The sequence below is a fragment of the Streptomyces sp. NPDC032198 genome (genome assembly GCF_040636975.1).
Taxonomy (GTDB): domain Bacteria; phylum Actinomycetota; class Actinomycetes; order Streptomycetales; family Streptomycetaceae; genus Streptomyces.
The window spans coordinates 194,567-217,791 of sequence record NZ_JBEZVL010000007.1; the positions used below are offsets into that span (position 1 = coordinate 194,567).

Annotated in this window: 23 protein-coding genes; 2 read left to right on the plus strand and 21 right to left on the minus strand. The window is 72.4% G+C overall.

Going from position 1 to position 23,225, the window contains the following annotated elements; all coding sequences use genetic code 11:
• Positions 1–103: 103 nt before the first annotated feature.
• The 4 genes from AB0E78_RS20310 to AB0E78_RS20325 all read right to left on the minus strand — a co-directional run bounded on the left by AB0E78_RS20310 (position 104) and on the right by AB0E78_RS20325 (position 4,835).
• Positions 104–766 (minus strand): hypothetical protein, encoded by a 663-nt coding sequence (locus AB0E78_RS20310; RefSeq protein WP_361834112.1) that lies wholly within the window; start codon positions 764–766, stop codon positions 104–106.
• 73 nt (positions 767–839) lie between these two features.
• On the minus strand, positions 840–2,657 hold the full coding sequence (locus tag AB0E78_RS20315; protein ID WP_361834114.1) for a S8 family peptidase: 1,818 nt from the start codon (positions 2,655–2,657) through the stop codon (positions 840–842).
• A gap of 289 nt (positions 2,658–2,946) precedes the next feature.
• Complete coding sequence (locus AB0E78_RS20320) at positions 2,947–4,023, minus strand: PAC2 family protein (RefSeq protein WP_361834116.1); 1,077 nt, start codon at positions 4,021–4,023, stop codon at positions 2,947–2,949.
• A gap of 140 nt (positions 4,024–4,163) precedes the next feature.
• Positions 4,164–4,835, minus strand: coding sequence for a FadR/GntR family transcriptional regulator (locus tag AB0E78_RS20325; protein WP_361834118.1), 672 nt, complete (start codon positions 4,833–4,835; stop codon positions 4,164–4,166).
• A 157-nt stretch (positions 4,836–4,992) separates the two neighbouring features.
• On the opposite strand from AB0E78_RS20325, the gene AB0E78_RS20330 reads away from it, so the two are divergent.
• Positions 4,993–5,535, plus strand: coding sequence for a MarR family transcriptional regulator (locus AB0E78_RS20330; protein ID WP_361834120.1), 543 nt, complete (start codon positions 4,993–4,995; stop codon positions 5,533–5,535).
• A 3-nt stretch (positions 5,536–5,538) separates the two neighbouring features.
• On the opposite strand, the gene AB0E78_RS20335 is transcribed toward AB0E78_RS20330, so the two are convergent.
• The 11 genes from AB0E78_RS20335 to AB0E78_RS20385 are packed head-to-tail and all read right to left on the minus strand — an operon-like array spanning position 5,539 to position 15,593.
• Positions 5,539–6,558, minus strand: coding sequence for an aromatic ring-hydroxylating dioxygenase subunit alpha (locus tag AB0E78_RS20335; protein ID WP_361834121.1), 1,020 nt, complete (start codon positions 6,556–6,558; stop codon positions 5,539–5,541).
• 5 nt (positions 6,559–6,563) lie between these two features.
• Positions 6,564–6,797: a recombinase-like helix-turn-helix domain-containing protein gene (locus AB0E78_RS20340; RefSeq protein WP_361834123.1), complete on the minus strand. Its 234-nt coding sequence runs from the start codon at positions 6,795–6,797 to the stop codon at positions 6,564–6,566.
• Between the two features lie 49 nt (positions 6,798–6,846).
• Complete coding sequence (locus AB0E78_RS20345; RefSeq protein WP_361834125.1) at positions 6,847–7,782, minus strand: PDR/VanB family oxidoreductase; 936 nt, start codon at positions 7,780–7,782, stop codon at positions 6,847–6,849.
• Between the two features lie 12 nt (positions 7,783–7,794).
• Positions 7,795–9,420 (minus strand): thiamine pyrophosphate-binding protein, encoded by a 1,626-nt coding sequence (locus AB0E78_RS20350; protein ID WP_361834662.1) that lies wholly within the window; start codon positions 9,418–9,420, stop codon positions 7,795–7,797.
• Positions 9,421–9,441: 21 nt separating this feature from the next.
• On the minus strand, positions 9,442–10,227 hold the full coding sequence (locus AB0E78_RS20355) for an SDR family oxidoreductase (RefSeq protein ID WP_361834127.1): 786 nt from the start codon (positions 10,225–10,227) through the stop codon (positions 9,442–9,444).
• 19 nt (positions 10,228–10,246) lie between these two features.
• The gene (locus AB0E78_RS20360; RefSeq protein WP_361834129.1) at positions 10,247–10,987 is read right to left on the minus strand and encodes an SDR family oxidoreductase; all 741 of its coding nucleotides are present in this window, start codon (positions 10,985–10,987) and stop codon (positions 10,247–10,249) included.
• A complete protein-coding gene (locus tag AB0E78_RS20365) occupies positions 10,980–11,501 on the minus strand; it encodes a cupin domain-containing protein (protein WP_361834131.1) in 522 nt (173 codons plus the stop codon). The genes AB0E78_RS20360 and AB0E78_RS20365 overlap by 8 nt, the downstream gene beginning before the upstream one ends.
• 27 nt (positions 11,502–11,528) lie before the next feature.
• The gene (locus AB0E78_RS20370) at positions 11,529–12,308 is read right to left on the minus strand and encodes an alpha/beta hydrolase (RefSeq protein ID WP_361834133.1); all 780 of its coding nucleotides are present in this window, start codon (positions 12,306–12,308) and stop codon (positions 11,529–11,531) included.
• Positions 12,305–13,102: an aspartate dehydrogenase domain-containing protein gene (locus AB0E78_RS20375; RefSeq protein ID WP_361834135.1), complete on the minus strand. Its 798-nt coding sequence runs from the start codon at positions 13,100–13,102 to the stop codon at positions 12,305–12,307. The genes AB0E78_RS20370 and AB0E78_RS20375 overlap by 4 nt, the downstream gene beginning before the upstream one ends.
• A complete protein-coding gene (locus AB0E78_RS20380) occupies positions 13,099–14,052 on the minus strand; it encodes a VOC family protein (RefSeq protein ID WP_361834137.1) in 954 nt (317 codons plus the stop codon). The genes AB0E78_RS20375 and AB0E78_RS20380 overlap by 4 nt, the downstream gene beginning before the upstream one ends.
• A gap of 53 nt (positions 14,053–14,105) precedes the next feature.
• A complete protein-coding gene (locus tag AB0E78_RS20385; protein WP_361834139.1) occupies positions 14,106–15,593 on the minus strand; it encodes an aldehyde dehydrogenase family protein in 1,488 nt (495 codons plus the stop codon).
• Positions 15,594–15,862: 269 nt separating this feature from the next.
• On the opposite strand from AB0E78_RS20385, the gene AB0E78_RS20390 reads away from it, so the two are divergent.
• Positions 15,863–17,242: an MFS transporter gene (locus AB0E78_RS20390; RefSeq protein ID WP_361834140.1), complete on the plus strand. Its 1,380-nt coding sequence runs from the start codon at positions 15,863–15,865 to the stop codon at positions 17,240–17,242.
• A gap of 100 nt (positions 17,243–17,342) precedes the next feature.
• On the opposite strand, the gene AB0E78_RS20395 is transcribed toward AB0E78_RS20390, so the two are convergent.
• The 6 genes from AB0E78_RS20395 to AB0E78_RS20420 form a co-directional block, all read right to left on the minus strand.
• Complete coding sequence (locus AB0E78_RS20395) at positions 17,343–18,089, minus strand: ferredoxin reductase (RefSeq protein WP_361834142.1); 747 nt, start codon at positions 18,087–18,089, stop codon at positions 17,343–17,345.
• 46 nt (positions 18,090–18,135) lie between these two features.
• Positions 18,136–18,747, minus strand: coding sequence for a sulfite oxidase-like oxidoreductase (locus AB0E78_RS20400; protein WP_361834664.1), 612 nt, complete (start codon positions 18,745–18,747; stop codon positions 18,136–18,138).
• Positions 18,748–18,749: 2 nt separating this feature from the next.
• The gene (locus AB0E78_RS20405; RefSeq protein WP_361834144.1) at positions 18,750–20,174 is read right to left on the minus strand and encodes an amidohydrolase; all 1,425 of its coding nucleotides are present in this window, start codon (positions 20,172–20,174) and stop codon (positions 18,750–18,752) included.
• A 75-nt stretch (positions 20,175–20,249) separates the two neighbouring features.
• Positions 20,250–21,023, minus strand: coding sequence for a nucleoside phosphorylase (locus AB0E78_RS20410; protein WP_361834146.1), 774 nt, complete (start codon positions 21,021–21,023; stop codon positions 20,250–20,252).
• The gene (locus AB0E78_RS20415; RefSeq protein WP_361834148.1) at positions 21,020–21,916 is read right to left on the minus strand and encodes an ABC transporter permease; all 897 of its coding nucleotides are present in this window, start codon (positions 21,914–21,916) and stop codon (positions 21,020–21,022) included. Before AB0E78_RS20415 ends, AB0E78_RS20410 begins: the two co-directional genes overlap by 4 nt.
• Positions 21,913–23,013 (minus strand): ABC transporter permease, encoded by a 1,101-nt coding sequence (locus AB0E78_RS20420; RefSeq protein WP_361834150.1) that lies wholly within the window; start codon positions 23,011–23,013, stop codon positions 21,913–21,915. Before AB0E78_RS20420 ends, AB0E78_RS20415 begins: the two co-directional genes overlap by 4 nt.
• Positions 23,014–23,225: the final 212 nt, after the last annotated feature.

Genomic DNA, 23,225 nt, shown 5'->3' on the forward strand with positions numbered 1-23,225 from the left:
GGCGCCGGGCGGGAAGGACTCCGCCCGGCGCCGCCGTATGTGCCGCAACCTGTACGTCACTTGATCCGTACGTCGCTTCGGCCGTACGTCACTCAGCCGTACGTCACTTCGTCGTGATCACGATGGCCACGAGATACGACGGGTTGGTGGTGTCGTAGTAGCCGATCACCTGCTGACCGTAGGCGAAGGCTTCCTGGACCGCGTCGTGGGTCTGCTGACTCGGGTTGATGAACGCCTTCCAGGCGTTGTCGATCAGCAGGTAGAGGACCACCGACTGGCCCGGCAGGGGCTGGATGACGTCCCAGAACGACACGGCGATGCCCGACGAGACCGCCTGGGTGGAGATCTCCGGTGCCTGCGCCTGCGGGACGCTCTCCTGGCTGAGCTGCTGAAGCAGCTGCTGGTAGGGCTGCTGCTGGCCGAGCTGCTGGAGCTGCTGCTGGAGGTGCGGCGGGACCGGCTGCTGCATGCCCTGCATTCCCTGCATGCCCTGGGCCCCTTGCATCCCCTGCATCCCCTGTGTTCCCTGCATGCCGCGCGTGCTCTGCGGGCCGAACTGGCGCTGGCCGTAGGACTGCTGGCCGAACGGCTGCTGCGGGTACTGCTGTTGCTGGCCGGCCTGCTGCGGCGGCGCGGTGCTCGGGCCCTGCGGCTGGCCCTGCTGCCCCTGCCCCTGCTGCTGCCCCTGCCCGGGGCCGAACGGCTGCTGCGGTCCGTACTGCTGGCCTTGCTGCTGCATGGGACTCATGTGCGGGGTGGTGCTCATGCGGATGCCACCTTCCCTCAATGGTTGTGGTGCTTCAGCAACGCGCGTGGTGCTCCGGTGTCACACGGGCGCCTCAGCCCGTGACGACCAGGCCGACGATCTCGTCGTCCGAGAACCAGACGCGTACGTCGGGGTGTCCGCCCGCGAAGGCGGCACGCACCGCCTGGCGGATGTCGGGGGACGGGTCGTTCAGGTTGCGCCACTCTCCCGCGACGAACAGCCGCAGGCGCGGCGGGAGGTCGGGGGGATAGGGGATCAGTTCGTCCCAGTAGCGCTCGGCCCGGCCCGAGCCCACCGCCGACGGCAGCAGATTGGTGACCGCCGACCTGATGTCGGGGCGGTTGCCGATCCGCTGGGATGCCGGGCGGCCCGGGGCGTCCTGCTGCGGCGAGCCCGTCGAGCGCAGCACCGCACGCGCCCGGTCCGGTGTCATCAGCTGCTGGCCCGCGGCCTTCAGCATCCCCTGCAGGCACGCCAGGGCGCCGACGACGACGGGGGAGGCGGACGAGGTGCCGGAGAACGTGTCCGTGTACCAGGCGATCTCGTCCGGGCCGCCCTGGAGGTCGCCCGGCTGGTTCCAGGAGCCGCCGGTCGTGGTCGTCTCGCGGCCCCAGCCCTGCGCGTCCACGCGGGCGCCGTAGTTGGAGAACCCCAGGCGCGAGCGGTCCGGCCCGTGATCGCGGCCGTGGGTGCCGGGCGGCGGTGCGCCCGCGCCGACCAGGACGGCGCGCGAAGGCCGGTTGGAGGGGTTGAAGGGGTTGCGCCACCACGCGGGGAACTCGTCGGGCCTGCGCTCGTACACCGCGTCGTCCAGGGACTCCGCGCCGTTGCCCGCCGCCTGGACGACGATGACGCCCTTCGCGGTGGCGTACCGGATCGCCGCGTAGTCGTCCGGCCACCACTCCAGGGCGATGTAGCCCCGCTGGTCGTCGCGCGGCTCGAAGTCGAACCGCGGGCCCGGCCGGTGCAGTTCGATCAGCACGATGTCGCCGGGGCCGAGCCGCTGCGCCGCCGCGTGGATCGTGGCCGCGGTGCCCAGGGGCTGGAAGGAGGCCGTCGCGGTCATGGCCTCGGGCGCGATGCCGGTGATGCCCACGCCGTTGCGGTCGCCGCCGATCACACCGATCACCGCGGTGCCGTGGTTGCGCCAGGCCACGTCCTGGAGGGGCGTCCCGACGACGACACCGGCGAGCTTGCTTGTCAGGTCCTCGTGACTGAGCTGCCAGGCGCCCTCGATGTCGATCACCGTGATGCCCTCGCCCGAACCGCCGAGCCGCTGCCACGCCCAGTACGCGTCGACGCCCTCCGGCGCCGGGCGCAGATAGCCCTGGCGGCCGGTGAAGTCGGGGGTGACGGGGGCGCCCTCCTTGCGGCGCCCGGATTCACCGGCGTCGGGCGAACCGAACGGCCCCGGCTGACCCTGGAGCGGGGACTGCGGCCGGTCGGTCGAGCCGAGCGTCGCCGGTACGGCGCCGGGCTTGACGTACGCCGTGTCGATCCCCGGCAGCGCCGCGATCCGCGAGCGCAGCTCCTGCGCCCTGCTCTCGCCGCCGCGCACGCGGTAGAAGAGCGCAAGATCGGGCACGTCGTCGCTGTCGCTGGCGCCGTCGCCGCCGTACGGTTCGCCGGGCTGCCGGCTCGTGGGCCGGAGCCGCTCCTCGTTGCCGAACAGCGGCTCCAGGGCCAGCTGTTCATCGGTGAGGAACATGTTCAGGGCCGATACGTCGGAGCCCGCCGCCGAGCGGACGCCCTCCGTGCCGGCACGCAGCCGGGCCTCGGGCCGTGCGACGACGATCAGCTCCTGCTCGGACGCGCGGTAGGTGAATCCTGCCCCGTCGGGTCCCGGGCCGCTGGCTCCCGGGCCCCCTGTCGGCTCTACCTGGTCGGTCATCGCTTCACCGCTCCCTTGGGTCGAAGAGGTCTCCCCTGCCCGAACGGATTCGAGGTCTCGGGGGGACGGGTGCCGTGCCGTGCGCTGTGGCCGCGTATTCCGGGGCACACCCTGCTACCGCCGGGCGCGGTCGTCCACCCCCTTTGCCCCAACTGCGTTTGAAATCAAGGCAATCAGGGAACCCCGTGCAATTCGTCCGGAAGGCGATGTCACGCCTCGATCCCGCCAATCGCAACGCAAAGGGGCGGCATCCTTGCGGATGCCGCCCCATGTCGCTCAGTGCCTTCTGTCAGTCCTCGGAGGAATCAGCGGGTCCGGATTCGCCGCTGCTCTCTTCGCCCGACTCCGGTCCCGGTCCCGACCCCGTTCCGGGGCCCGGTTCCGTGTCCGTCTCCGTGTCTGTCTCCGTGTCCGGACGGGTCTGCGGCTTCGGCGGCCGTGTGCGGTCGCCTCCGGGGCTTTCGCGCAGATACGGCGATGCGTCGCCGCCGTCCGTGGCATGGCCGCCGGGCTGCGGCGGGCCGCCGCCGTCGCGCCGCCGCAGATAGCGCTCGAACTCTCGGGCGATCGCCTCGCCGGTCGCCTCGGGCAGCTCCGCGGTGTCCCGCGCCTCCTCAAGCGACTGGACGTACTCGGCGACCTCGCTGTCCTCGGCCGCGAGCTGGTCCACGCCCACCTGCCAGGCGCGCGCGTCCTCGGCGAGGTCGCCCAGCGGGATGCGCAGGCCGATCAGGTCCTCCAGGCGGTTCAGGAGGGCGAGCGTGGCCTTCGGGTTGGGCGGCTGCGAGACATAGTGCGGCACGGCCGCCCACAGGCTGACCGCCGGGACGCCCGCGTGCGTGCACGCCTCCTGAAGGATGCCGACGATGCCCGTCGGACCCTCGTACTTCGTCTCCTCCAGGTCCATGGTGCGCGCCAGGTCCGGGTCGGAGGTGACGCCGCTGACCGGGACGGGGCGGGTGTGCGGGGTGTCACCGAGCAACGCGCCCAGGACCACCACCAGCTCCACGCCCAGCTCATGGGCGAAGCCCAGGATCTCGTTGCAGAACGACCGCCAGCGCATCGACGGCTCGATCCCGCGCACCAGCACGAGGTCACGCGGCTTGTCGCCGCCCACGCGGACCACCGAGAGCCGGGTCGTCGGCCAGGTGATCTTGCGGACGCCGCCTTCCAGGAAGACCGTGGGGCGGTTGACCTGGAAGTCGTAGTAGTCCTCGGCGTCCAGTGCCGCGAAGACCTCGCCCTTCCACTCCTTGTCGAGATGCGCGACCGCGGTGGAGGCGGCGTCGCCGGCGTCGTTCCAGCCCTCGAACGCGGCCACCATGACCGGGTCGACCAGCTCGGGAACCCCCTCGAGCTCGATCACCCAGGCCTCCTTCCGACGTCCTTTACGTACGCCCCAACCTTACGGCGTCCGGCGGGGCCCTCCGCAGCCCCCTTGCGCGGGCCGCGATGAATGGATCATTGCCCCGCGGGAGGCCCGCGCACTCCCTCGGCGGCCGTGCTTCACAGCGTCGAGCGCAGCCACTGCTCCACGCTCGCGATGTGCACCGTCGCCCATGACCTGGCCGCCTCGGCGTCGCGGTCGCGCAGCGCGGTGAGGATCGCGCGGTGCTCGTGCAGGGTGCGGCTGACGGCGTCCTCCTGGGTGAGGCCGCGCCAGATGCGGGCCCGGGTGGTGGGTCCGGAGAGGCCGTCGAGGAGCGAGCAGAGCACCGAGTTGCCGGACGACTGCACGATGCCGCGGTGGAACTCCAGGTCGCAGGCGACCAGCTCCTCCACCGAGGGCGCGGGCCCCAGGGCGTCCAACTGGGCGCTCAGCACGTCGAGTTCGGCCTCGGTGATGTGCGTGCTCGCCATCGCCGTGGCCGCAGGCTCCAGGATGCGGCGCACCGCGAGGAACTCCAGGACCGTGTCGTCGCGGTGGAAGTCGACGACGAAGCTCAGCGCTTCGAGGAGGAGCTGCGGGTCCAGGCTCGTGACGTACGTACCGTCGCCCTGGCGCACGTCGAGGATGCGGATCAGCGAGAGAGCGCGCACCGCCTCGCGCAGGGAGTTGCGTGAAAGGCCCAGGTCGGCGGCGAGTTCACTCTCCTTGGGCAGCCGGTCGCCGGGGCGCAGCGCGCCGGAGACGATCATGCCCTTGATCTTTTCGATGGCTTCGTCGGTGACAGCCATGGGGACCTCGCCTCACAAGACAGAAGACATCCGATGTATCGGACGATTATGGCGTGTCCCGGGGCCGTCGCGCACACCAGTCCTGCGAATACGTACTTCTCTCAGGGCTAAGGTTTCCTTACTGACCGCGGTACGGGCGAGAGGGAGGCTACGGCAGATGGCCGGGAAGAAGTCGGCGGGGCCCCAGCGGGACGCGGTCGCATCGATCATCGAGGACTGGGCGAGGGAACGGCCGGATCTCGACACCGCGCCCCTGGAGGTCCTCGCGCGGCTGCACCGGACCTTCCTGCGCTACAACACCAGGCTCACCACGGCGATCGAGCGGCACGGCCTCGCGGTCGCCGGGTTCGACGTGCTGACCGCGCTGCGCAGGGCCGGGGCGCCCTACCGGCTCACGGCGGGACAGCTCGCCGACTCCGGTCTCGTCTCGTCGGCCGGGGTGACGCTGCGCATCGACCGCCTGGAGAAGGACGGTCTGATCGTGCGCGAGCGCGACGCCGAGGACCGCCGCGTCGTCTACTCACGGCTCACCGACACGGGTCTCGCCAAGATCGACGAGGTGTTCGCCGAGCATCTCGACAACGAACGCCGGATGCTCGGCGGGCTCACCCCGGCCGAGTGCCGCCAGCTGGCCCGCCTGATGTCCAAGCTGGAGCGGTCGATCACCGACTCCGACGCACCCGACGAAGCCGAGGCCTGAGTCCTACGAGGCGGCGGCCTGAGCCTCCGCCTCCGTGCGGTACATCCGGCGCAGCCTGACCACGCCCAGGTCGTGCTGGTAGAGGTTCTCGCGCTGGTCGGCGTCGGCCGGCATCGCCTCCAGCATCACCCGGTCCTGTTCGAGGACCTGCCAGTGGCGCTCCTCGATGAGGGTCTTGTAGAGGAAGCGCCAGGTGTCGCGCTGCCAGCCCTGCACGCGGCGGTAGCGCCAGAAGAAGACTCCGGTGCGGTTCTCGTCGACCGGGCAGACCATGCCGACGATCCCGAACGGGCCGCCGGGGCCGGCCGACGGCGGGTACGGGATGGTCAGGTCGACCCAGTCCACGCCGGTGCGGCACAGCTCCACCCAGTCGAAGTTGACGCCACGCTGGTCGGTCTTCTCGAAGAAGTAGCCGCGGTCCGTCTCCCGGATGCGGAACTTGGCGGTGGTGTCGCCGTCGTACATCGTGTGCGACTCGTGGTGCAGGAAGGCGCCGTGCATCGGGTCGAGGAGGTTCTCCACCGCGAACCGCCAGGGTCCTTCCCACTCCGCGTAGCAGAGGAACGCGTCGACCTCGGGGTCGGTCAGCGGCTCCGGCAGTGTCAGTTCGGCCGGTTCCGGGTGCTTCTCGTCGCCGAAGTACGCGAGGATCGCCCCGCCGATCTCCCGTACGGGCAGCGACGTGACCAGTTTCCTGCCCTCCAGGTTGCAGCCGGGCAGACCCGGTACGGAGGAGACGGTGCCGTCGGTCTCGATCTCCACGCCGTGATACCAGCAGGCCACCCGGTCGCCGAGGTGTTTCCCCAGTGAGAGGGGCGCCCCGCGGTGCGGGCAGCGGTCGGCGAGCATCGACAGGGCGCCGTCGGAGCGGCGGAAGAGCAGCCACTGCTCGCCGAGGGCGGTGACCTTGCGCATGGCGCCGGGGGCGACGAAGTCCGAGGGGACGACGGGGTGCCACTGGTTGCGCAGGCCGGTCGCGTAGATGTGGTCGGCGGAAGCGGTCGGGCCGGTAAGGGCGGTCATCGGGGTCACGCTCCCAGTCGGTTCATCTCGGCACGGAAGGACTCTTCGGTCCAGGGGGCGCCGTCGGGCGCGTGGACCTGACGGGCGTTCAAGCCGTCCACCACATCGGAGAGTTCATGGCCCCCCTTGGTGAAGACCTCTTCGAGGGTGGCGGCGAGCTTGTACTCGTAGGGGGTCGGCTCGCGCGTCCGGGACTGGTGCACTTCCAGGTACGGCCAGGTGGGGGTCGCGGTGGTCACTGTTGCCTCCGGTGGGGAATCACGGATCGGGGAATCACAGGTCGAGGAGTCACAGGTCGAGGACGAGACGGCCGGACGCGCACCGCGAGACGCAGATCATCATCGAGGTGTTGGCCGCGTGCTCGGCCTCGCTGAGCAGGAAGTCGCGGTGGTCGGGCGTGCCGTCGAGCACGCGGGTCTCGCAGCTGCCGCAGATGCCTTCCTGGCAGGAGCTGGTGACGTTCAGGCCCGCGGCCTCTGCGGCCTGGAGGACCGAGGTGCCCTCGTCGACGGAGAGGGTCACGCCGGAGCGGCGGCACTCCACCTCGAACGCCGAGTCGTCCCCGGTGTGCTCCACGACGGGCGCGGCGAACCGCTCCACGCGCAGCCGGTCCGCCGGGCAGAGCGCCTCCACGGCCGCGAGCAGCGGCTCGGGACCGCAGCAATACACGAGCGTGCCCTCGGACAGCCCGTCGAGAGCAGCGGCGAGGTCGATGTGCCCGTGCTCGTCCTGCGGCACGACGGTCAAGTCACCGCCCAGGGAGGCCAGTTCATCGGTGAACGCCATCGAACCCCGGCTGCGCCCGCCGTACACCATGCGCCAGGCCGCCCCGCGCCGTGCGGCCTCGCGGGCCATGGCGAGGAGCGGGGTGACGCCGATGCCGCCCGCGACGAAGAGGTAGCCGGGTGCGTCCTCCAGGGCGAAGTGGTTGCGCGGTTCGGAGGCGGTGACCGTCTGGCCGGGGCGCAGCTCGGTGTGCACGTACCGCGAACCGCCGCGCGAGGAGGACTCGTTGAGGACGCCGATGCGGTACGCGGTGGTGTTCCGCGGGTCGCCGCACAGACTGTACTGGCGTACGTGCCCGCCGGTATGGAGGTCGAGGTGCGCGCCGGGGGTCCAGGCGGGCAGCGGCTTGCCGTCCGGGTGGGTGAGCTCGACGGAGAGCACTCCGTCCGCCTCCCAGGTCATGCGGCGTACGAGCAGCGTGAGTTCACTGTCGGTCATGGTGGGTCCTCCTCACTGGCCGGGGATCTTGACGGGCGGAGTGAACGGGTTCTTCATCGGTCCCAGGCGGGCCAGGTCGACCTCGACGAGGGTCGGCCCGTCGGACGCGACGGCGTGGCTGATCACGGGCTGCGCGTGCTCCTCGGCGGCGATCCTGGCGTAGGGCAGGCCGCACGCCTGGGCCAGGAGTTCGAAGTCGGGGGTGGCGAGATCCACGCCGGAGCGCCGCTCGCTGTAGCGGTCCTGCATGTTGCGCAGCACGCCGTACCCGCCGTCGTTGAAGACGATCAGGGTGAGGCGCGGCCGCTCCTGGGCGAGTGTGAGCAGTTCGCCCAGGTGGACGGCGAGCCCGCCGTCCCCCGCGAGGACGACGGTGGGCGCGTCGGGCCGCGCGAGCGCCGCGCCGATGCCCATGCCGAGCCCCTGCCCGATGCCGCCGCCGCGCGGGAAGACGTTGTCGCGGGGGTCGTACATCTCCAGGAGCCGGTTGCCCCAGCTGCTGGACGGGATGGTCACGTCGCGGGCCACGACCGCCTCGCGGGGCAGCGCGGCACGGATAGCGTCGCAGATCGCGGCCTGCGGGCCGATGTTGTCGTGCAGGGTGGCCCGGACGTCGGCGCGGACGGCCGCCACACGGCGCGTCCAGCTCTCGTCGGCCCGGCGCGCGGCGGGCAGCAGGGCCGTGAGCACGTCGGGAGCGTGACCGTGCAGGGCGTGCCGTGCCGGGTACACGCGGCCGAGGGCGGCGGCGTCGACGTCGATCTGGATGTGCGCGTCGGGCAGCGCGAGCCCGTAGTCGGCGGTCTCGTTGGACCGGAAGTGCGTGCCGATGGTCAGCAGCAGGTCCGCGTCCGCGAGGAGGGCGCGGGCGGCCGGGGTGGTGGCGAAGTTCCCGATGACCTGGGGATGGTCCTCGGGCACGGCGCCACGGCCGGAGTTGGAGCTGAGCAGTCCCGCCCCGGTGGCGTGAAGCAGCTCGGCCAGCTCGGCGCCGGCGCGGGTGGCGCCGCCGCCGGCCCAGATGAGGGGGCGTTCGGCGGAGGCCAACACAGCGCGTGCCGCGCCCAGTTCAGCCTCGGCGGGGTGAGGGAGGGCCTGCACGCTCACCGCATCGGCGGCATCGGTCTGGGCCGCGTACTGCAGGTCCACCGGCCACTCCACGCTCGCCGGGCCGCCGGGGTCGGTCAGGGCCGCTCCGGCCGCGTCGCGCAGGACGCGGCCCGCGTCCGCCGCCGAAGGAATGGTCGCCGCGTACGTGGAGACCGCCCGGAGCATGCCCAGCTGGTCCTTCGTCTCGTGGATGAAACCACGGCCGCTGCCCAGGAACTCGCTCTCCACCTGACCGGTGACATGCAGGACGGAGGTGCCCGCGCTGAGCGCCTCGACAAGGGATCCGGCCGCGTTGCCCGCGCCCGTACCCGTCGAGGTGAGCGCGCAGCCCAGGGAGCCGCGGGCACGGCCGTAGGCGTCGGCCGCGTTCACGGCGGTCGCCTCGTGGCGCACCGGAACGAAGCGCAGCTCCCGGTCGACCGCCTCGACCAGCGGCAGATTGTGCACGCTGACGATCCCGAAGACCGTGTCGATGCCGAGTTCCCGCAGGACGGCGACGAGGAGATCGCCGCCGGTGGCGTAGTGCATGGGTGGCATGGGGTGAGCTCCTCAGAGGATGCCGCGGCCGACGCCGCCGCAGACGTCGATGCTGGTGCCGGTGGTGTAGGAGGCGCGGGGCGAGAGCAGCGCGACGATCGCGTACGCGACCTCCTCCGCGCGGCCCAGCCGGCCGAGGGCGATGCCGCGGTCCGCCGCGAGCTCCGCCTGCCAGTCCTCGTAACTCAGACCGGACGCGGCGGCCGCGTGGCGGCGGGTCCACTGGCCCGTGTCGATCAGGCCCAGACAGACCGAGTTGACGCGGATGCCCTGAGGGGCGAGCTCCGTGGCCAGGGACTTGGAGAGGTTGAGGATGCCCGCGCGGGCCGCGCTGGTGGTGATGAGGCGGGGCTCGGGCTGCTTGGCGAGCACCGCGTTCACGTTCACGACGCTCGCCGCGGCCGAGGCGGCCAGGTACGGGCGGGCCGCGTGCAGGGGATTGAGGACTCCGGCGAACTTCAGCTCCAGCTCGTCGCGCCAGTCGTCGGCGGTCGACTCGTCGAGGCCCTTCATGCGGGACTGCCCGGCGTTGTTGACCAGCCCGTCGACCGAGCCGAAGGTGTCGGCCGCGTGCCGCGTGAACTCCCGCACGGCGTCGGCGTCACGCACATCGCACACGCCCGTGAGCAGCCGGTCGCCGCCGCCGAGCGAGGCCGCGGCCTTCCCGAGCCGCTCGGCGTCACGTCCGCAGGTCGCGACGCGCGCGCCCTCGTCGAGCAGGGCGCGGACCGTGGCCAGGCCGACACCCGAGCTGCCGCCGGTGACCAGGACGGTCCGGTCGGCGAGGCCCAGATCCATAACTCATCGCTCCTGTACGTCAGTTCATGGTGAAGCCGCCGTTGACGGCGACCACTTGTCCGGTGAGATAGCGGGACTCCTCGGAGAGGAGGAAGGAGACGAGGCCGACGAGGTCGTCCGGCTGCTGCGGGCGAGAGATCGCCCGGTTGCCCCGGTAGAGCGCGTGCCGCTCGGCGGGCACCGTCTCGGTGGCCTCCACCTCGGTGAGGCCCGGTGCCACCGCGTTCACGGTGATCCCCTTCTCGCCCAGCTCACGCGCCATCGCCCGGGTCAGTGCGATGACCGCGCCCTTGGAGGCGATGTAGTGGGCCAGGCGCGGCGACCCGTAAAGGGCCGCGTCCGACGCGATGTTGACGATGCGGCCGGGGGAGCGGAACAGCGGGTGTAGGGCCTTGGCGACCAGCCAGGGGCCGCGGGCGTTGACCGCCATCAGGCGGTCCCACACCTCGACGTCGATGTCCTGGAACTCCTTGCCGCCGACGCCGTTGGCGAGTGCGGCATTGTTGACCAGGCCGTACAGCGTCCCCAAGTCCCTTACCGCAGCGGCCATTTCCTCCACGGAAACGGGGTCGCCCACATCGCACCGCACGAAGCGCGCGTCGAGGCCCTCGGCCCGCAGCTCCGCGACGGCCCGCGCGCCGAGCGCGGGATCCACCTCCGCGACGACGACCCGGAAGCCGTCCTCGCCCACCCGGCGGGCCATGGCGAGTCCCAGGCCACGGCCCGCGCCGGTGATGACGACGGTGCGGTCGTCAGTCACGGGTGACGCCGTGCATCGGCGAGTGCTCGGGGTACGTCGGGACCTGCGGCTTCTGCGTGCCGATGACGACGCAGAACAGCGCGTCGGTGTCGCCCTCGTTCTTCAGGGAGCGTGCCACGCCCGCCGGGACGACGATCATGTCGCGGTAGCCGAGCGTGCGGTACTCGGCCTCGTCGGGGCCCCGGTGGATGCCCACCTTGACCTGCCCCTCCAGGACGAAGAAGGCCTCCTCGACGTCGTGGTGGGTGTGCTCGGGGCCCTCGGCGCCGGGCGGCAGGAGCATGTTGGAGAAGGTGAAGCCGCCGGAGGGCAGGATGCGGCTGTCGTTCTCGTGGTTGCCGGTCGCGCCGGAGCCGACGTAACGGATCTGGCCGCGGCGGTACTGCGGGCCCGCCTTCTCCTGGAAGGAGAGCGTGCTGAAGTCCGCGACACGGGACTCCTTGGTGGCGATCAGCGAGTCGGTGTACTTGCCGAGGTCGCCGCCGTTGTCGTATTCGGTGGTGGTCAGAGGCATGGGGAAGCTCCTACTCAGGGATGGGGGCTACTCAGGGATGTGGGCGGTGATGCGGAGGTGGGAGAGCACCCAGGCGTTGAACGCCTCGGGCCGCTCCTGGTTGGCCAGGTGACCGGCGTCCTTGACGATCACGTAGGCGGTCTTGTGCAGGGCCCCGGCGATGGCCTGGGAGGCCTCGACGCCGGTGACCCGGTCCTGGTCGCCGCAGAGGACGAGGGCGGGGGCGGTGATGCCGGGGATCTCGGGGCGCAGATCGGCGTCGGCCATGGACGCGGCGGCGTACGCGTAGCCGGGCAGGCGCACGGAGGCGGCCATGGTGTCGACGACCCGGCGGACGAGCTGAGGGGGCGCGTCCGGCGAGACGAGCCGTGGCCCGCGCCGCTCGGCGAACTCCCGCGGCCCGAGCTCCGCGAGCTCGGCGGCCCGCTGCCGCATGGCGTCGGCCTTCGCGGGATCGGTGCCGGAACCGGCGCTGGAGTCCGCGACGATCAGCGAGTCGACGAGTTCGGGGTGCCGGGCCGCGAGCCGCAGCGCGATCACCCCGCCCCACGAGACACCCAGGACATGGGCGCTCGCGCCGCGCTCCCGGATGAGGCCGGCCGCCGCGTCCGCGAACCCGTCCAGGTCCAACGGACCTTCCGGATCCGCCGACTTGGCGTACCCGGGAGCGTCCCAGGCCACGACCCGCACGTACGCGGACAGCTCGGCGAGCTGCGGTGCGAAGGCGGCCGACGAGGAGCCGATGCCGTGCAGGCAGAGCAGGAGAGGGCCCCGCTCGCCGGACTCCTCCACATGGACGGCGGTCACAGGATCTGCCCCGTCCGCCCCGCGAGCGCCGCGAGGCTGCGCAGGACCGCGTACGGCACGACCTGGCTGGTCGCCGGGTTGCCCGGGTCCGGCAGATGGGCGACCTCGAAGCGGTACGTGCCGTGCGCCCCGGACGCCTCGATGACGTGCCGCGTGTGGTGGGCGCCGGGATCGGCGACGACCTGGACCCGCACAGCGTCCAGGTCGCCGACGGCGAGGGCGACCGAGGCGGCGACGTTCGTCGACTTGGGGAATCTCACCGGGACGTCGCGCGCGGTCCCGGACATGACCACGACCGGTCCGGTCGCCGCCCGCATCCGGGCCAGCAACTCAGCGTCCATCCAAGGTTGTTCGAGGGTGGCGGGCAGCTTGGTGGTGGTGAGCCTGACCTCTTCGAGGGGGCCGAGGGAGCGCACCGCCTGGAGCAAGTCGAGCCCGCCGACCGCGCCCCCGGTGAAGTACACCCGGCCGGGGCCGGCGGCCAGGAGCCGCTTGGAGAGCTCCTCGTCGGTGAGCGCGCCGGTCGATGCGATCAGCAGATCGGTGCCGGAGGTGAGGACGCGCTCGCCCCATTCCCGTACGACACCCTGGCCCGCCGCTTCGACGATGAGATCGCAGCGTTCCAGGGCCTCGTCGAAGGAGACCTGCGGGGCGGGGGCGCTCTCGCCGAGCGGACGGTTGTCGACGAGGCACGTCAACTCGGCGCCGGTGACGCGGTGTTCGGCGAGCGCGGTGCCGACGACCCGCCCGATCGCGCCCCAGCCGACGATGCCGACCTTGCGTACGGCACTCATGCCTGGACCTCCTGGGTCTCCACGAGGGAAAGCGGGCCGGGGTCGGGCGACCCCGCCATGTGGCAGCGGATCTCCTTCGACGGCGGCCCTGCCGTCCCCCACAGGTCGGACAGCTCGGGGACCCGCCGCCAGACCTTGGCGATCCACGAGTCCTCCACGATCTGCGCGACCTCGGAGGTGTACTCGCAGACCAGCCCGGAGGGGTCGGTGAAGTAGGAGAAGGTGTTGTTGCCGGGGCCGTGCCGTCCCGGCCCCCACTGCGGGTCGACGCCGTGGTGCCTGAGCCGGCCGAGGCCCCGCATGAAGTGGTCGACCGAACTCATCTCGTACGCCACGTGGTTGAGCGAGGCCCACTCGGCCTGGTTGAAGGCGATGCAGTGGTGGTCGGCGTTGCAGCGCAGGAAGGCCATCTGGTGCTCGGACCAGTCGGAGACGCGCAGCCCGAGGACGTCGCGGTAGAAGGCGACCGACGCGTCGATGTCCGCGGTGTTGAGCACCGCGTGCGTGACGCCGACCGGCACGGCGCCGTCCCGGCCGCGCGGCGCCACCGCGTGGACCTCCGCGCTGATCTCGATCAGACGGTGCTCCGGGTCGGTGAAGCGCAGGCCGTAGCCGCCGCCGACCTGATCGAGAGGGCCGGGCCCGGCGACCGGCGTGATGCCGCGGGCCTGGAGCCTGCGGGCGGCCTCGTCGACCTCGGCGGGCGTGCCCACCGCGAAGGAGATCCTGCCGAGCCCGACGCGGTCGGCGCGGGTGAGCTGGAGGGCGTGGTGCTCGGCGCCGGTGCCGCGCAGCCAGGCGGCCCTGCCGCGCTCGGCCTCGACGGTCTCCAGGCCCCATACCTCTTGGTAGAAGTCGGCCGCCTCGATGAAGGAGGGGGTGAGGAGCTCGACGGAGCGCAGGGCGCGGAGACGGGCGATCGGGGGCTGGGGGACGGGGGGTCGGGACATGACCTGCTCCAGAGGGACGGGGTTCAGGTGCGGCGGGGTTCAGGCATGGGGGCTCAGTTGGCCCACGGGAGAGGCGCGTCGGAGACGCCCCAGTACAGGGACTTCTGGCGCTGGTGGGCGCGGATGCCGTCGCGGCCCTTCTCCCGGCCGAGGCCGCTCTCCTTCATGCCGCCGAAGGGCGTGGCGATGCTGAACTGCTTGTAGGTGTTGATCCAGACCGTGCCCGCGTCGACGCGTCGCGCGATCCGCCAGGCGGCCCGGTGGTCACGGGTCCAGATGCCGCAGGCCAGGCCGTAGACACTGGAGTTGGCCTGCCGCACGAGGTCGTCCTCGTCGTCGAAGGGCAGCGCGACCAGGACGGGCCCGAAGATCTCCTCCTGGCAGGTCCGCGAGGAATTGGGCAGGCCGTCCAGGACCGTGGGCAGGTAATACGCCCCGTCCCGGTACTCCGCGCCCTCCGGCACGCCCCCGCCGCACAGCACCCGCGCGCCTTCCTCGCGGGCGAGATCGACGTACGAGGCGACGGAGTCCCGGTGCCTGTGGTGGACGAGGGGCGCGACCTGGGTGTCGGGTGAGGTGCCGGGCCCGACCCGCAACTTCCGTACGCGCCGCACCAGTTCGCCGACGAACTCCTCGTACAGCTCGCGGGCGACGAAGAGCCGTGACCCAGCGATGCAGGACTGGCCGCTGGAGGAGAAGATCCCGAACAGGACTCCGGCCAGGGCCTGTTCGACGTCGGCGTCGGCGAGGACGACCGTCGGTGACTTCCCGCCCAGTTCGAGCGAGACCGGCATCAGCTTCTCGGCCGCCGCGTGGGCGAGCGTCCGGCCGGTGCTCGTGCCGCCGGTGAAGGTGACCTTGCCGACGTGCGGATCGCGGACGATCGCGTCCCCGACGACGCTGCCGCGCCCGGTGAGGACGGACAGCAGACCGGCCGGGAGGCCGAATTCCGCCAGGGCGCCGCTGACGAGTCGGCCGAGCGCCAGCGAGACGAGCGGGGTCCACTCGGCGGGCTTGAGCAGGACCGCGTTGCCGCCCGCGAGTGCCGGGGCGAGCTTCTGGGCATCGCTGGCGACGGGGGAGTTCCAGGGATTGATCGCGCCCACGACGCCGATCGGCTCGTACACGCTCATCGTCACGTAGTCGCCGCGCGGCGGAGTGATCGCCTCCTCGGCGGTCTCCAGGGCGGCGGCCGTGTAGCGGAAGGTGGCCGCCGCGCTGCCCACCAGGGCGCGGGTCTCGGCGAGCGCCTTGCCGGTGTCGGCGGTCTGCAGGGCCGCGAGGTCGTCCGCGGACGCCTCGATCAGCTCGGCGACGCGGTGCAGGAGCAGGGCGCGCCGGTGGGGCAGGAGGTCGCGCCAGCGTGGGTCGGCGGCGGCCTCGGCGGCTCCCCGGGCCGCTTCGGCCACCTCCTCGGGCGAGACGGCGTGGATGGTGGCGAGGACGCGGCCCGTCGCGGGGTCGACGGTGTCGGCCGGGGCGCCCGCGCCGCGTCGCCACTCGCCCGCGATGAGCGCTTCGTCGGCTGGGATGCGGGGCATGGAGGGGCCTCCTGGCGGAACGGGGCTCGGTGAACGCCCAGTTGACTTCGGTAAGCGCTAGAAATCTAAGGGCTTAAATATCTGGAGCGCAAGACCCCATCGAAGAGTGGTCTTCGGGATTTCCGCTGCGGAGACCCTTGACGCGCTCCGGTGCCGGGACGGTACAACTTAAGCGCTTAGAAACTTTGCGCTTACCTGCCCCTTGGCTCGGGTTTCCCCGCCCTCCTGTTCGTCCCCCGTCCCCGCCCCCTCAGCAGCGGAGTACCCGCATGACGATCGACGCCTCCCCGGACCCAGCGGTCCGGGCCGCCATAGCCGCCCGCTTCGAACGGCTCCCCCTGTGCCGCTGGCACGTCACCGTCCGGCTCATCGTGGGCGCGGTCACCTTCTTCGAGGCCTTCGACCAGCTCCTGATCGCCTACGCCCTGCCGGAACTGCGCCATGAGTGGGACCTCAGCACCTCCGCCGCGACACTGCTGCTCACCGTCGGCTCGATCGGCATGCTGATCGGTGCGCTGCTCTCCGGGCGCCTCGCGGACCGGATCGGCCGCGTGAAGGTCATCGCGCTGTGCATCGCGCTGTCCAGCGTCGCCAACCTGGCCCTCTCCCTGTCCACGTCGCCCGACGCCTTCATGGCCCTGCGGTTCGTCCAGGGCCTGGCGATCGGCGGCGAGGTGCCGGTGGCGGCGACGTTCATCGCCGAGATCACCCGCAGCCACCAGCGTGGCCGCTTCGTCCTGCTCTACGAGCTGGTGTTCCCGGCGGGGCTCACCGTGGGCGCGCTCGTCGCGGCCTGGGTGGTGCCGATCCTGGGCTGGCGCTGGATGTACGTCCTCGCCGCGGTGCCCGGTCTGCTCTGCGTCCTCGTCCAGCGGAAGGTCCCCGAGTCGCCGCGGTGGCTCGCCGACCACGGCAAGGTCGACGAGGCGTCCGAGGTGATGTCCGGCATCGAGGCGGAGGTCGAGCGGATCACGGGAAAACCCCTGCCGCCCGTCCCCGAGGCGCTTCCCGTCGTGGCTCCGGGAGAGGCCGCATCCGGGCTGCGCGGCCTGTTCACCGGCCGCTACCGCCGCCGCACCCTGGTGATCGGCGTGCTCTGGTTCACCGGCTACTTCGTCAACTACGGCATCACGTCCTGGCTTCCGACGATCTACCAGAACCGCTACGGCCTCTCCCTCTCCGACGCGCTCCTCTACTCGACGGTCACGTCCTGCGCGGGCCTCGTCGGCTGCCTCGTGGCCGCGCTCACCGTCGACCGGGCGGGACGGCGGAAGGTCATCACCGGCTGTCTGGGCGGCGCGGCGGTCATGCTGGTGGCGCTCGCGGCGGTCGGCGCCGACACACCCGTCCAGGTCCTGGTGTGGACTTCGCTCGCGGCGGTCTTCTTCTTCGGCTCCAACATCTGCCTGTACCTGTACACACCGGAGCTCTTCCCGACCCGGATGCGGGCGCTCGGCAGCAGCATGGGCGGGGCGATGAACCGCCTCGGCGTCATCCTCGGGCCGATCGTGGTGGGCGTCGTGTACGCGGGCGGCAACGTCTCCACGGTGTTCGTGATGCTGGGGGCCGTGGCATTGGTGGGAGCCGTGGTGGCGGGGTTCGGCGCGGAGGAGACGGCGGGACGCAGGCTGGAGGAGGTCTCGCCGTAGGGGCGGGGGGCGGGGATTCAGCCTGTCCGGCGTTTGAGGACGAACTCGGCGGAGCCGGTGATCAACGGTGCGCAAAGCAACGGCCCCCGAAGCCCAGGGGCTAGCCGAACCGCTCGATGCGGATCCGATCCACCGGCTGGCCCCCGGCCACCAGCAGCCGCGACGCGTGCTCGGCGAACCCGTTCGACCCGCAGACGTACGCCTCCCAGCCGCCCTCGGGCTGAGCGGGGCCCAGGAACGGCGCCAGGTGCTCGGCGCTCAGCCGGCCCTCCGTCCGCGTGAGGACGACGGTGGTCTCGTCGCCGTACTCGTCCGCGTAGATCAGGTCATCCCGCGTACGCGCCGAGACCAGAAGCCGCAGCGGCACCGGATACCCGGCCCCCCGCCAGTGCCGCAGCATCGACATCAGCGGGACCACGCCGGATCCCGCGCCGAGGAGCAGCGCGGGCCGGTCGCCGGGCCACGCGAAGAACCCCGAGAGGGGACCCCGCACCTCCACCACGTCGCCGACGCGGGCGACCGTGTGCAGATGCCCGGACACCTCGCCGCCCGGCACGTGGTCCAGGGTCAGCTCGATCTCGCCGCCCTCCTCGGGAGGAGAGGCGATCGAGTAGTGGCGCTGGGCCACGTAACCGTCCGGGGCCGTCAGCCGCAGCATCAGATGCTGGCCCGGCAGGTGCCCCTGCCAGCCGGGCACCTTCAGGCGGAAGGTCGAGACCGTTCCGGCGGCGTTGTCCCGGCGCACGTCCACCACGGTCGCCCGCTGCCACTCGGACGCCGCGCGATTGCTCACCGCGATCCGCCCCGGCACGGCGAACCGCGTCGGCGGCACGAAGGCCCCGGCCACAGCCCCCGCCTCAGTCCCAGCCGCAGTTCCCGTCTCAGTTCCCGTCTCAGTCACCGGAGTAACGCTCCTCCCGCCAGGGATTTCCCCGGTGGTGATAGCCGTTCTGCTCCCAGAAGCCGGGCTCCTCGTGGTCCAGGAGGCGCAGCCCCGCGATCCACTTCGCGCTCTTCCAGAAGTAGAGGTGCGGGACGATCAGGCGCGCCGGACCGCCGTGCTCGGGAGGCAGCGGGCCGTCCCCGTACTCCCAGACGATCCACGCCTTGCCGCCCGTCACGTCGGAGAGCGGGAGGTTCGTGGTGTAGCCCGTGTGCGAGTACGCGACGACGTGCGAGGCCTCCGGGCGCGGCCCGGCGGCGGCCAGGAACGCGTCCAGGCTCGCCCCGCCGAAGCGCACCCCGAACTTGGACCAGCTGGTCACGCAGTGGATGTCCCCGCGGTACTCGGACGCGGGCAGCGCGTGCGCCTCGTCCCACGTCCAGGTGTGCGGGGTCGTGACGAGCCCGTCCACGCGGAACGTCCAGTCCTCGGCCGTGAGCGAGGGCGTCACCTCGGCCGACAGGACGGGCCAGCCGTCGGCCGCGTCGTACTGCCCGGGAGGCAGCCGCGGGTCGCGGTCGGCGGCGCGGGCGCGGCCGGTGAAGCCGCGGGTGGGTTCGATGGTCATACGTCGCTTGCCACTTCGGAGGTGCCTGTGGTGCCTGTGCTGCTGGTGGTGTCTGTGCTGCTTGCGGTGCTGGTGGAGCCGGGCGCCGCGGAGTCCGCCGCGTCCCGCAGGGCGCGCAGCGCGCCCTGCTCGTCCAGTGTCTCCAGCGTACGGTCCCGCATCAGGACCCGGCCGTCGACGACCGTGTCCCGCACGTCACTGGACGCGGCCGCGTAGGCCAGCATCGACCACGGGTCGTGCCGCGGGGTGAGGTGCGGCCGGTCCAGGCCGAGGACGATCAGGTCGGCGCGCTTGCCGGGCTCCAGGGAGCCGAGCTGGCCGCCGAGGCCGAGGGCCCGGGCCGACTCGATGGTCGCCATGCGCACCGCCTGCTCGGCGCCGACCGCCGTCGGGTCGCCGCCCGCCTTGTGCACGAGCGCCGCGACCTTCACCGCGCCGAGGAGGTCGAGGGTGTTGGAACTCACCGCGCCGTCCGTGCCGAGGCCCACCGTGACGCCCGCGTCGAGCAGGTCGGGGACGCGGGCGATGCCGCAGCCCAGCTTCAGGTTCGACACCGGGCAGTGCGCGACGGACGTCCCGGTGCGGGCGATCGTCCCGATCTCCGCGTCGGTGAGGTCGACGGCGTGCGCGAGCAGCGTGTCCGGGCCGAGCACGCCGAGCGAGTCGAGCAGTTCCACGGGGCGCATGCCGTGCTGCTCGGTGACCATCTCCACCTCGCCCGCGTTCTCGGCGGCGTGGATGTGCAGCAGGGCGCCGTGCTCGCGGGCCAGCGCGCTGATCGCCGTCAGCTGCTCGGGCACGAGGGTGTACGCGGAGTGCGCGAAGACCACCGGGCGGGTGCCCGGCGCCGGGGCGCGGGCGGCCAGGTCCGCCGCCGCCCAGCCGAGCCGGTCGGCGTAGGGGCGGCCGTCCGGCGGGCCCGGCACGTCCATGAACGTGGGGCCGGTCAGCAGGCGCCACCCGGCGTCGCGGGCCACGGCCTCGGCCGCCTCGTGGAACCAGTACATGTCGAGCGCGGTGGTGACCCCGCCGCGTACGGACTCGGCGATCGCGCCCTGGATGCCCGCCGTCACCGTCTCCGGCGAGAGTCCCTTGGCCTCGGCCGGGATCACGCGGGACAGGAAGCCCTGGAGCGTGACGTCGTCGGCGATGCCGCGGAACAGCGTCATCGCGAGGTGGGTGTGCGTGTTGATCAGACCCGGCAGCACGAGACAGTCACGCGCGTCCAGCTCGTCGGAGGCTTCGTAGGTCGCGCGCAGCCGGTCGGCCGGGCCGACCTCGACGATCCGGCCGTCGCGCACGGCGACGGCGCCGTCCCGCACGACGGTGCCCGACGCGTCGACGGTGAGGACGTCGCCGCCGTGGACCAGGAGATCTATGGAGCCGCCCCGGTCCTGGGCCGGCAGGTCAGTGGGGTGCATCGGTTCCGTTCTCCACGAGGTCGTGCGGTGTCTGTCGTGCGGTGTCCGGCGTACGGCGCCTGTCCCGCGGTGCCTTCAGTGCTCCGTCGCGCTCAGCAGGCGCAAAGCGTCCAAGGTTATCCGGGCGCCCCGGTCGACTCCTTCGGCCACCACGTCACGGTGCGGGTTGTATCCGCCCGTGGTCTCCTCGTCGACGAGTTCGTCGGCGTTCGCGCCGTCGACGACGAGCGCGCCGCCCGCCGTGAGGCCGTGCGTGGACGCGAAGACGAGGAGCGCCGAGAGTTCCATCTCGATGGCCGCGATCCCGGCGGCCGCGTACGCCTCGCCGGGCAGCGGCAGGAAGCCCGGCTGGAACGCGGCCCGCGTCCACACCACACCACGGTGGTACGGCGCTTCGGCCGCGCGGGCCGCCCGCTGCAGCGCGATGACCGCCTCCGGAGTCGCGAACGCCGGGTACTCGGCGGGGATCAGCTGCTGCGTCACGCCGTCGTCGCGCACCGCCGCGTCCGCGATGACCAGGTCGCCGTCACGGATGCCGGGACGGATCGCGCCCGCCGTGCCCAGCCGCAGGATGGTGGTGACGCCCGCCTCGGCGAGCTCCTGGAAGAGGAGGATCGCGCCGGGGGCGCCGACGCCGTGCGAGGCGACGACGACCGGGGTGCCCTGCCAGGTGCCGGTGAAGGTGCGGTACTCGCGGTGGTACGACACCTCCTTGGCGTCCTGGAGCAGGTCCGCGACGGCGGTGGCGCGCGCCGGGTCGCCGACGACGACGGCGTGGGCTGGCAGACCGGTGCGGGGGACGCGGGTGATGGGCAGCGCGTCGGTGGGCGTACGGGCTTCGGTCGTCATGAAGGTGCTCCTACCAGGGGCTGCTTGCGGCGGCGCCTGCGCGCCGTGGACAGGAAGAGGGCGGCAAGGGTCACCACGTACGGTGCGGCATCGGTCGCCTGCTGCGGCATGCCGAGCCCCTGGAGGCGGAAGCCGACGGCCTCCGCGACGCCGAAGAGCAGCCCGGCGAGCAGGACGCCGAGCGGCAGGGCACGGCCCAGCATCACGGCCACCACGGCGATCCAACCACGCCCGGCCGTCATGTTCTCCGAGAACAACGTGACGTTGCCGAGGGCGAGTTGGGCGCCCGCCAGGCCGCACAGGACGCCCGACGTCAGCACGGCGGCGTACTGGTACTTCGCGGGGCTGACCCCCAGCGTCGCCGCGGCGTCGGGCGCCTCGCCGACGCCCCGCAGCCGAAGACCCCACGGGTGGCGGGCCAGGAACACCCCGGCCACGGCGACGGCCGCCCACGAGAGGTACACGAGCGCGGAGTGCCCGGAGAGGACCGCCCCGGCGAACGGGATGTCGATGCCGTCGAGACCGGCGAGATCCGGATCGGAGAAGGTGCCCTGCACGCCGAAGACCGTACGCAGCAGGAACCCGGTCAGACCGACCGCGAGGAGGTTGAGCGCGACGCCAAGCACGACGGCGTCCCCGCGCAGACTGATCGTCCCGACGGCCAGGATCATCGAGTACGCCGCCGAGGCGAGGGCGGCGAACACCACGCCGAGCCAGGCGCTCCCGGTGAACCAGCTGCCCGCGACGCCGCTGAAGCAGCCGATCAGCATCATGCCTTCGAGGCCGATGTTGAAGACGCCCGCGCGCTCGCAGATCGCGCCGCCGAGTGCGGCGAGGAGGATCGGGGTGAGGGCGAGGAGCGCCGAGTGGAACAGCGCGGAGTCGATGCTCATCGCACGCTCACTTCCTTCGTTTCGGTGGGCTCCGGCGCGTCGGCGGTCTTCTTCCCGGCCCGCCGCCACGTCAGGTTGAGCCGGGCCGCGAGGAAGACGATGACGACGGCCTGGAGGACCTGCGTCAGCTCGCGCGGCACTTCGGTGGTGCGCTCCATGGCGAGCCCGCCCACTTCGAGCGCCGCGAAGAACAGGGCGGCGAGCACGGTCCCGACCGGCGCGGCGGCGGCGAGGAGCGCGGCCGTCAGACCGGTCCAGGTGTGCCCGGCGGCGGTGAGCGACCCGTCGATGAAGCGGTACGGGAAGCTGAGGACACCGATGGCGCCGACCAGGCCGGCGACGGCTCCGGAGAGCGCCATGAGCCGCAGCGTGAGCCGTGGCCTGTCGACCCCCGCGTACGCGGCGAACCGCGGATTGAGCCCCGTCATGCGGATCTCGTAGCCGGTGGCGGTGCGGGCGTCGGCGAACGCGAAGACGGCGGCGGCGACGGCCACGAGGAGCAGCCCCACCGTGACGGTCGATGACCCGAAGGCGGGCAGCTCGACCCCGTCGGGCAGCCGCCGCGTCTGCGGGAGGCTCGACCCGTCCTCCTTCAGCGGGAAGCGCGCGAGATAGGAGGCGAAGGACATCGCCGGATACCCGAGCAGCAGACTGCTGACGAGGAGCGGCACCCCGAACCGGTTCTGGCACACGGCGGCGAGCGCCGCGTAGGCCGCGCCTGCCGCCATCCCCGCGAGCAGCGCCGCGACGACGGTGAGGGGCGCGGGCAGCGGGGAGTAGAGCCCGGTGGCGGCAGCGGCGATCCCGCCGAGCACCAACTGCCCGTCCCCGCCCAGGTTGAGCAGCCCCGCCCGCATGGGGATCGCGAGCGCGACGGCGAGCCCGATGATGCCGGTCCCGGTCGTGAGCGTGGACCCGATGCCGTCGGGCCCGAGCGCCCCGGTCACCACGGAGCCGTAGGCCCCGATGGGATCGGCCCCGGTCCCGAGCAGGAAGAGCGCCCCGACGAGCACGGCGGCGACGACGGAGTGCAGGGCGGGCGCGCGCAGCACGCGCGCGGCGATGGCCCCGGCGGTGCCGGGGGTGTCGGCGGCCATCAGGGTGCCTCCTTCGCGGGGGCGGGATCGTCGCTCCCGCGGGGAGGCGGGACGGCGTCACCGGAATCGGTTGGCGCTTTCGGAGCCGCGAAGCCGGCGGCTCCGGGGGCGGAAGGTGCCGCTTCGGCCGGGACCGGGGCCGGGACCGCGACTGCGCCCGCGGCGGCGGGTGCTGTGGGTGCGGCCTTCGCCGCGACGTCGGCCGGCGGTCC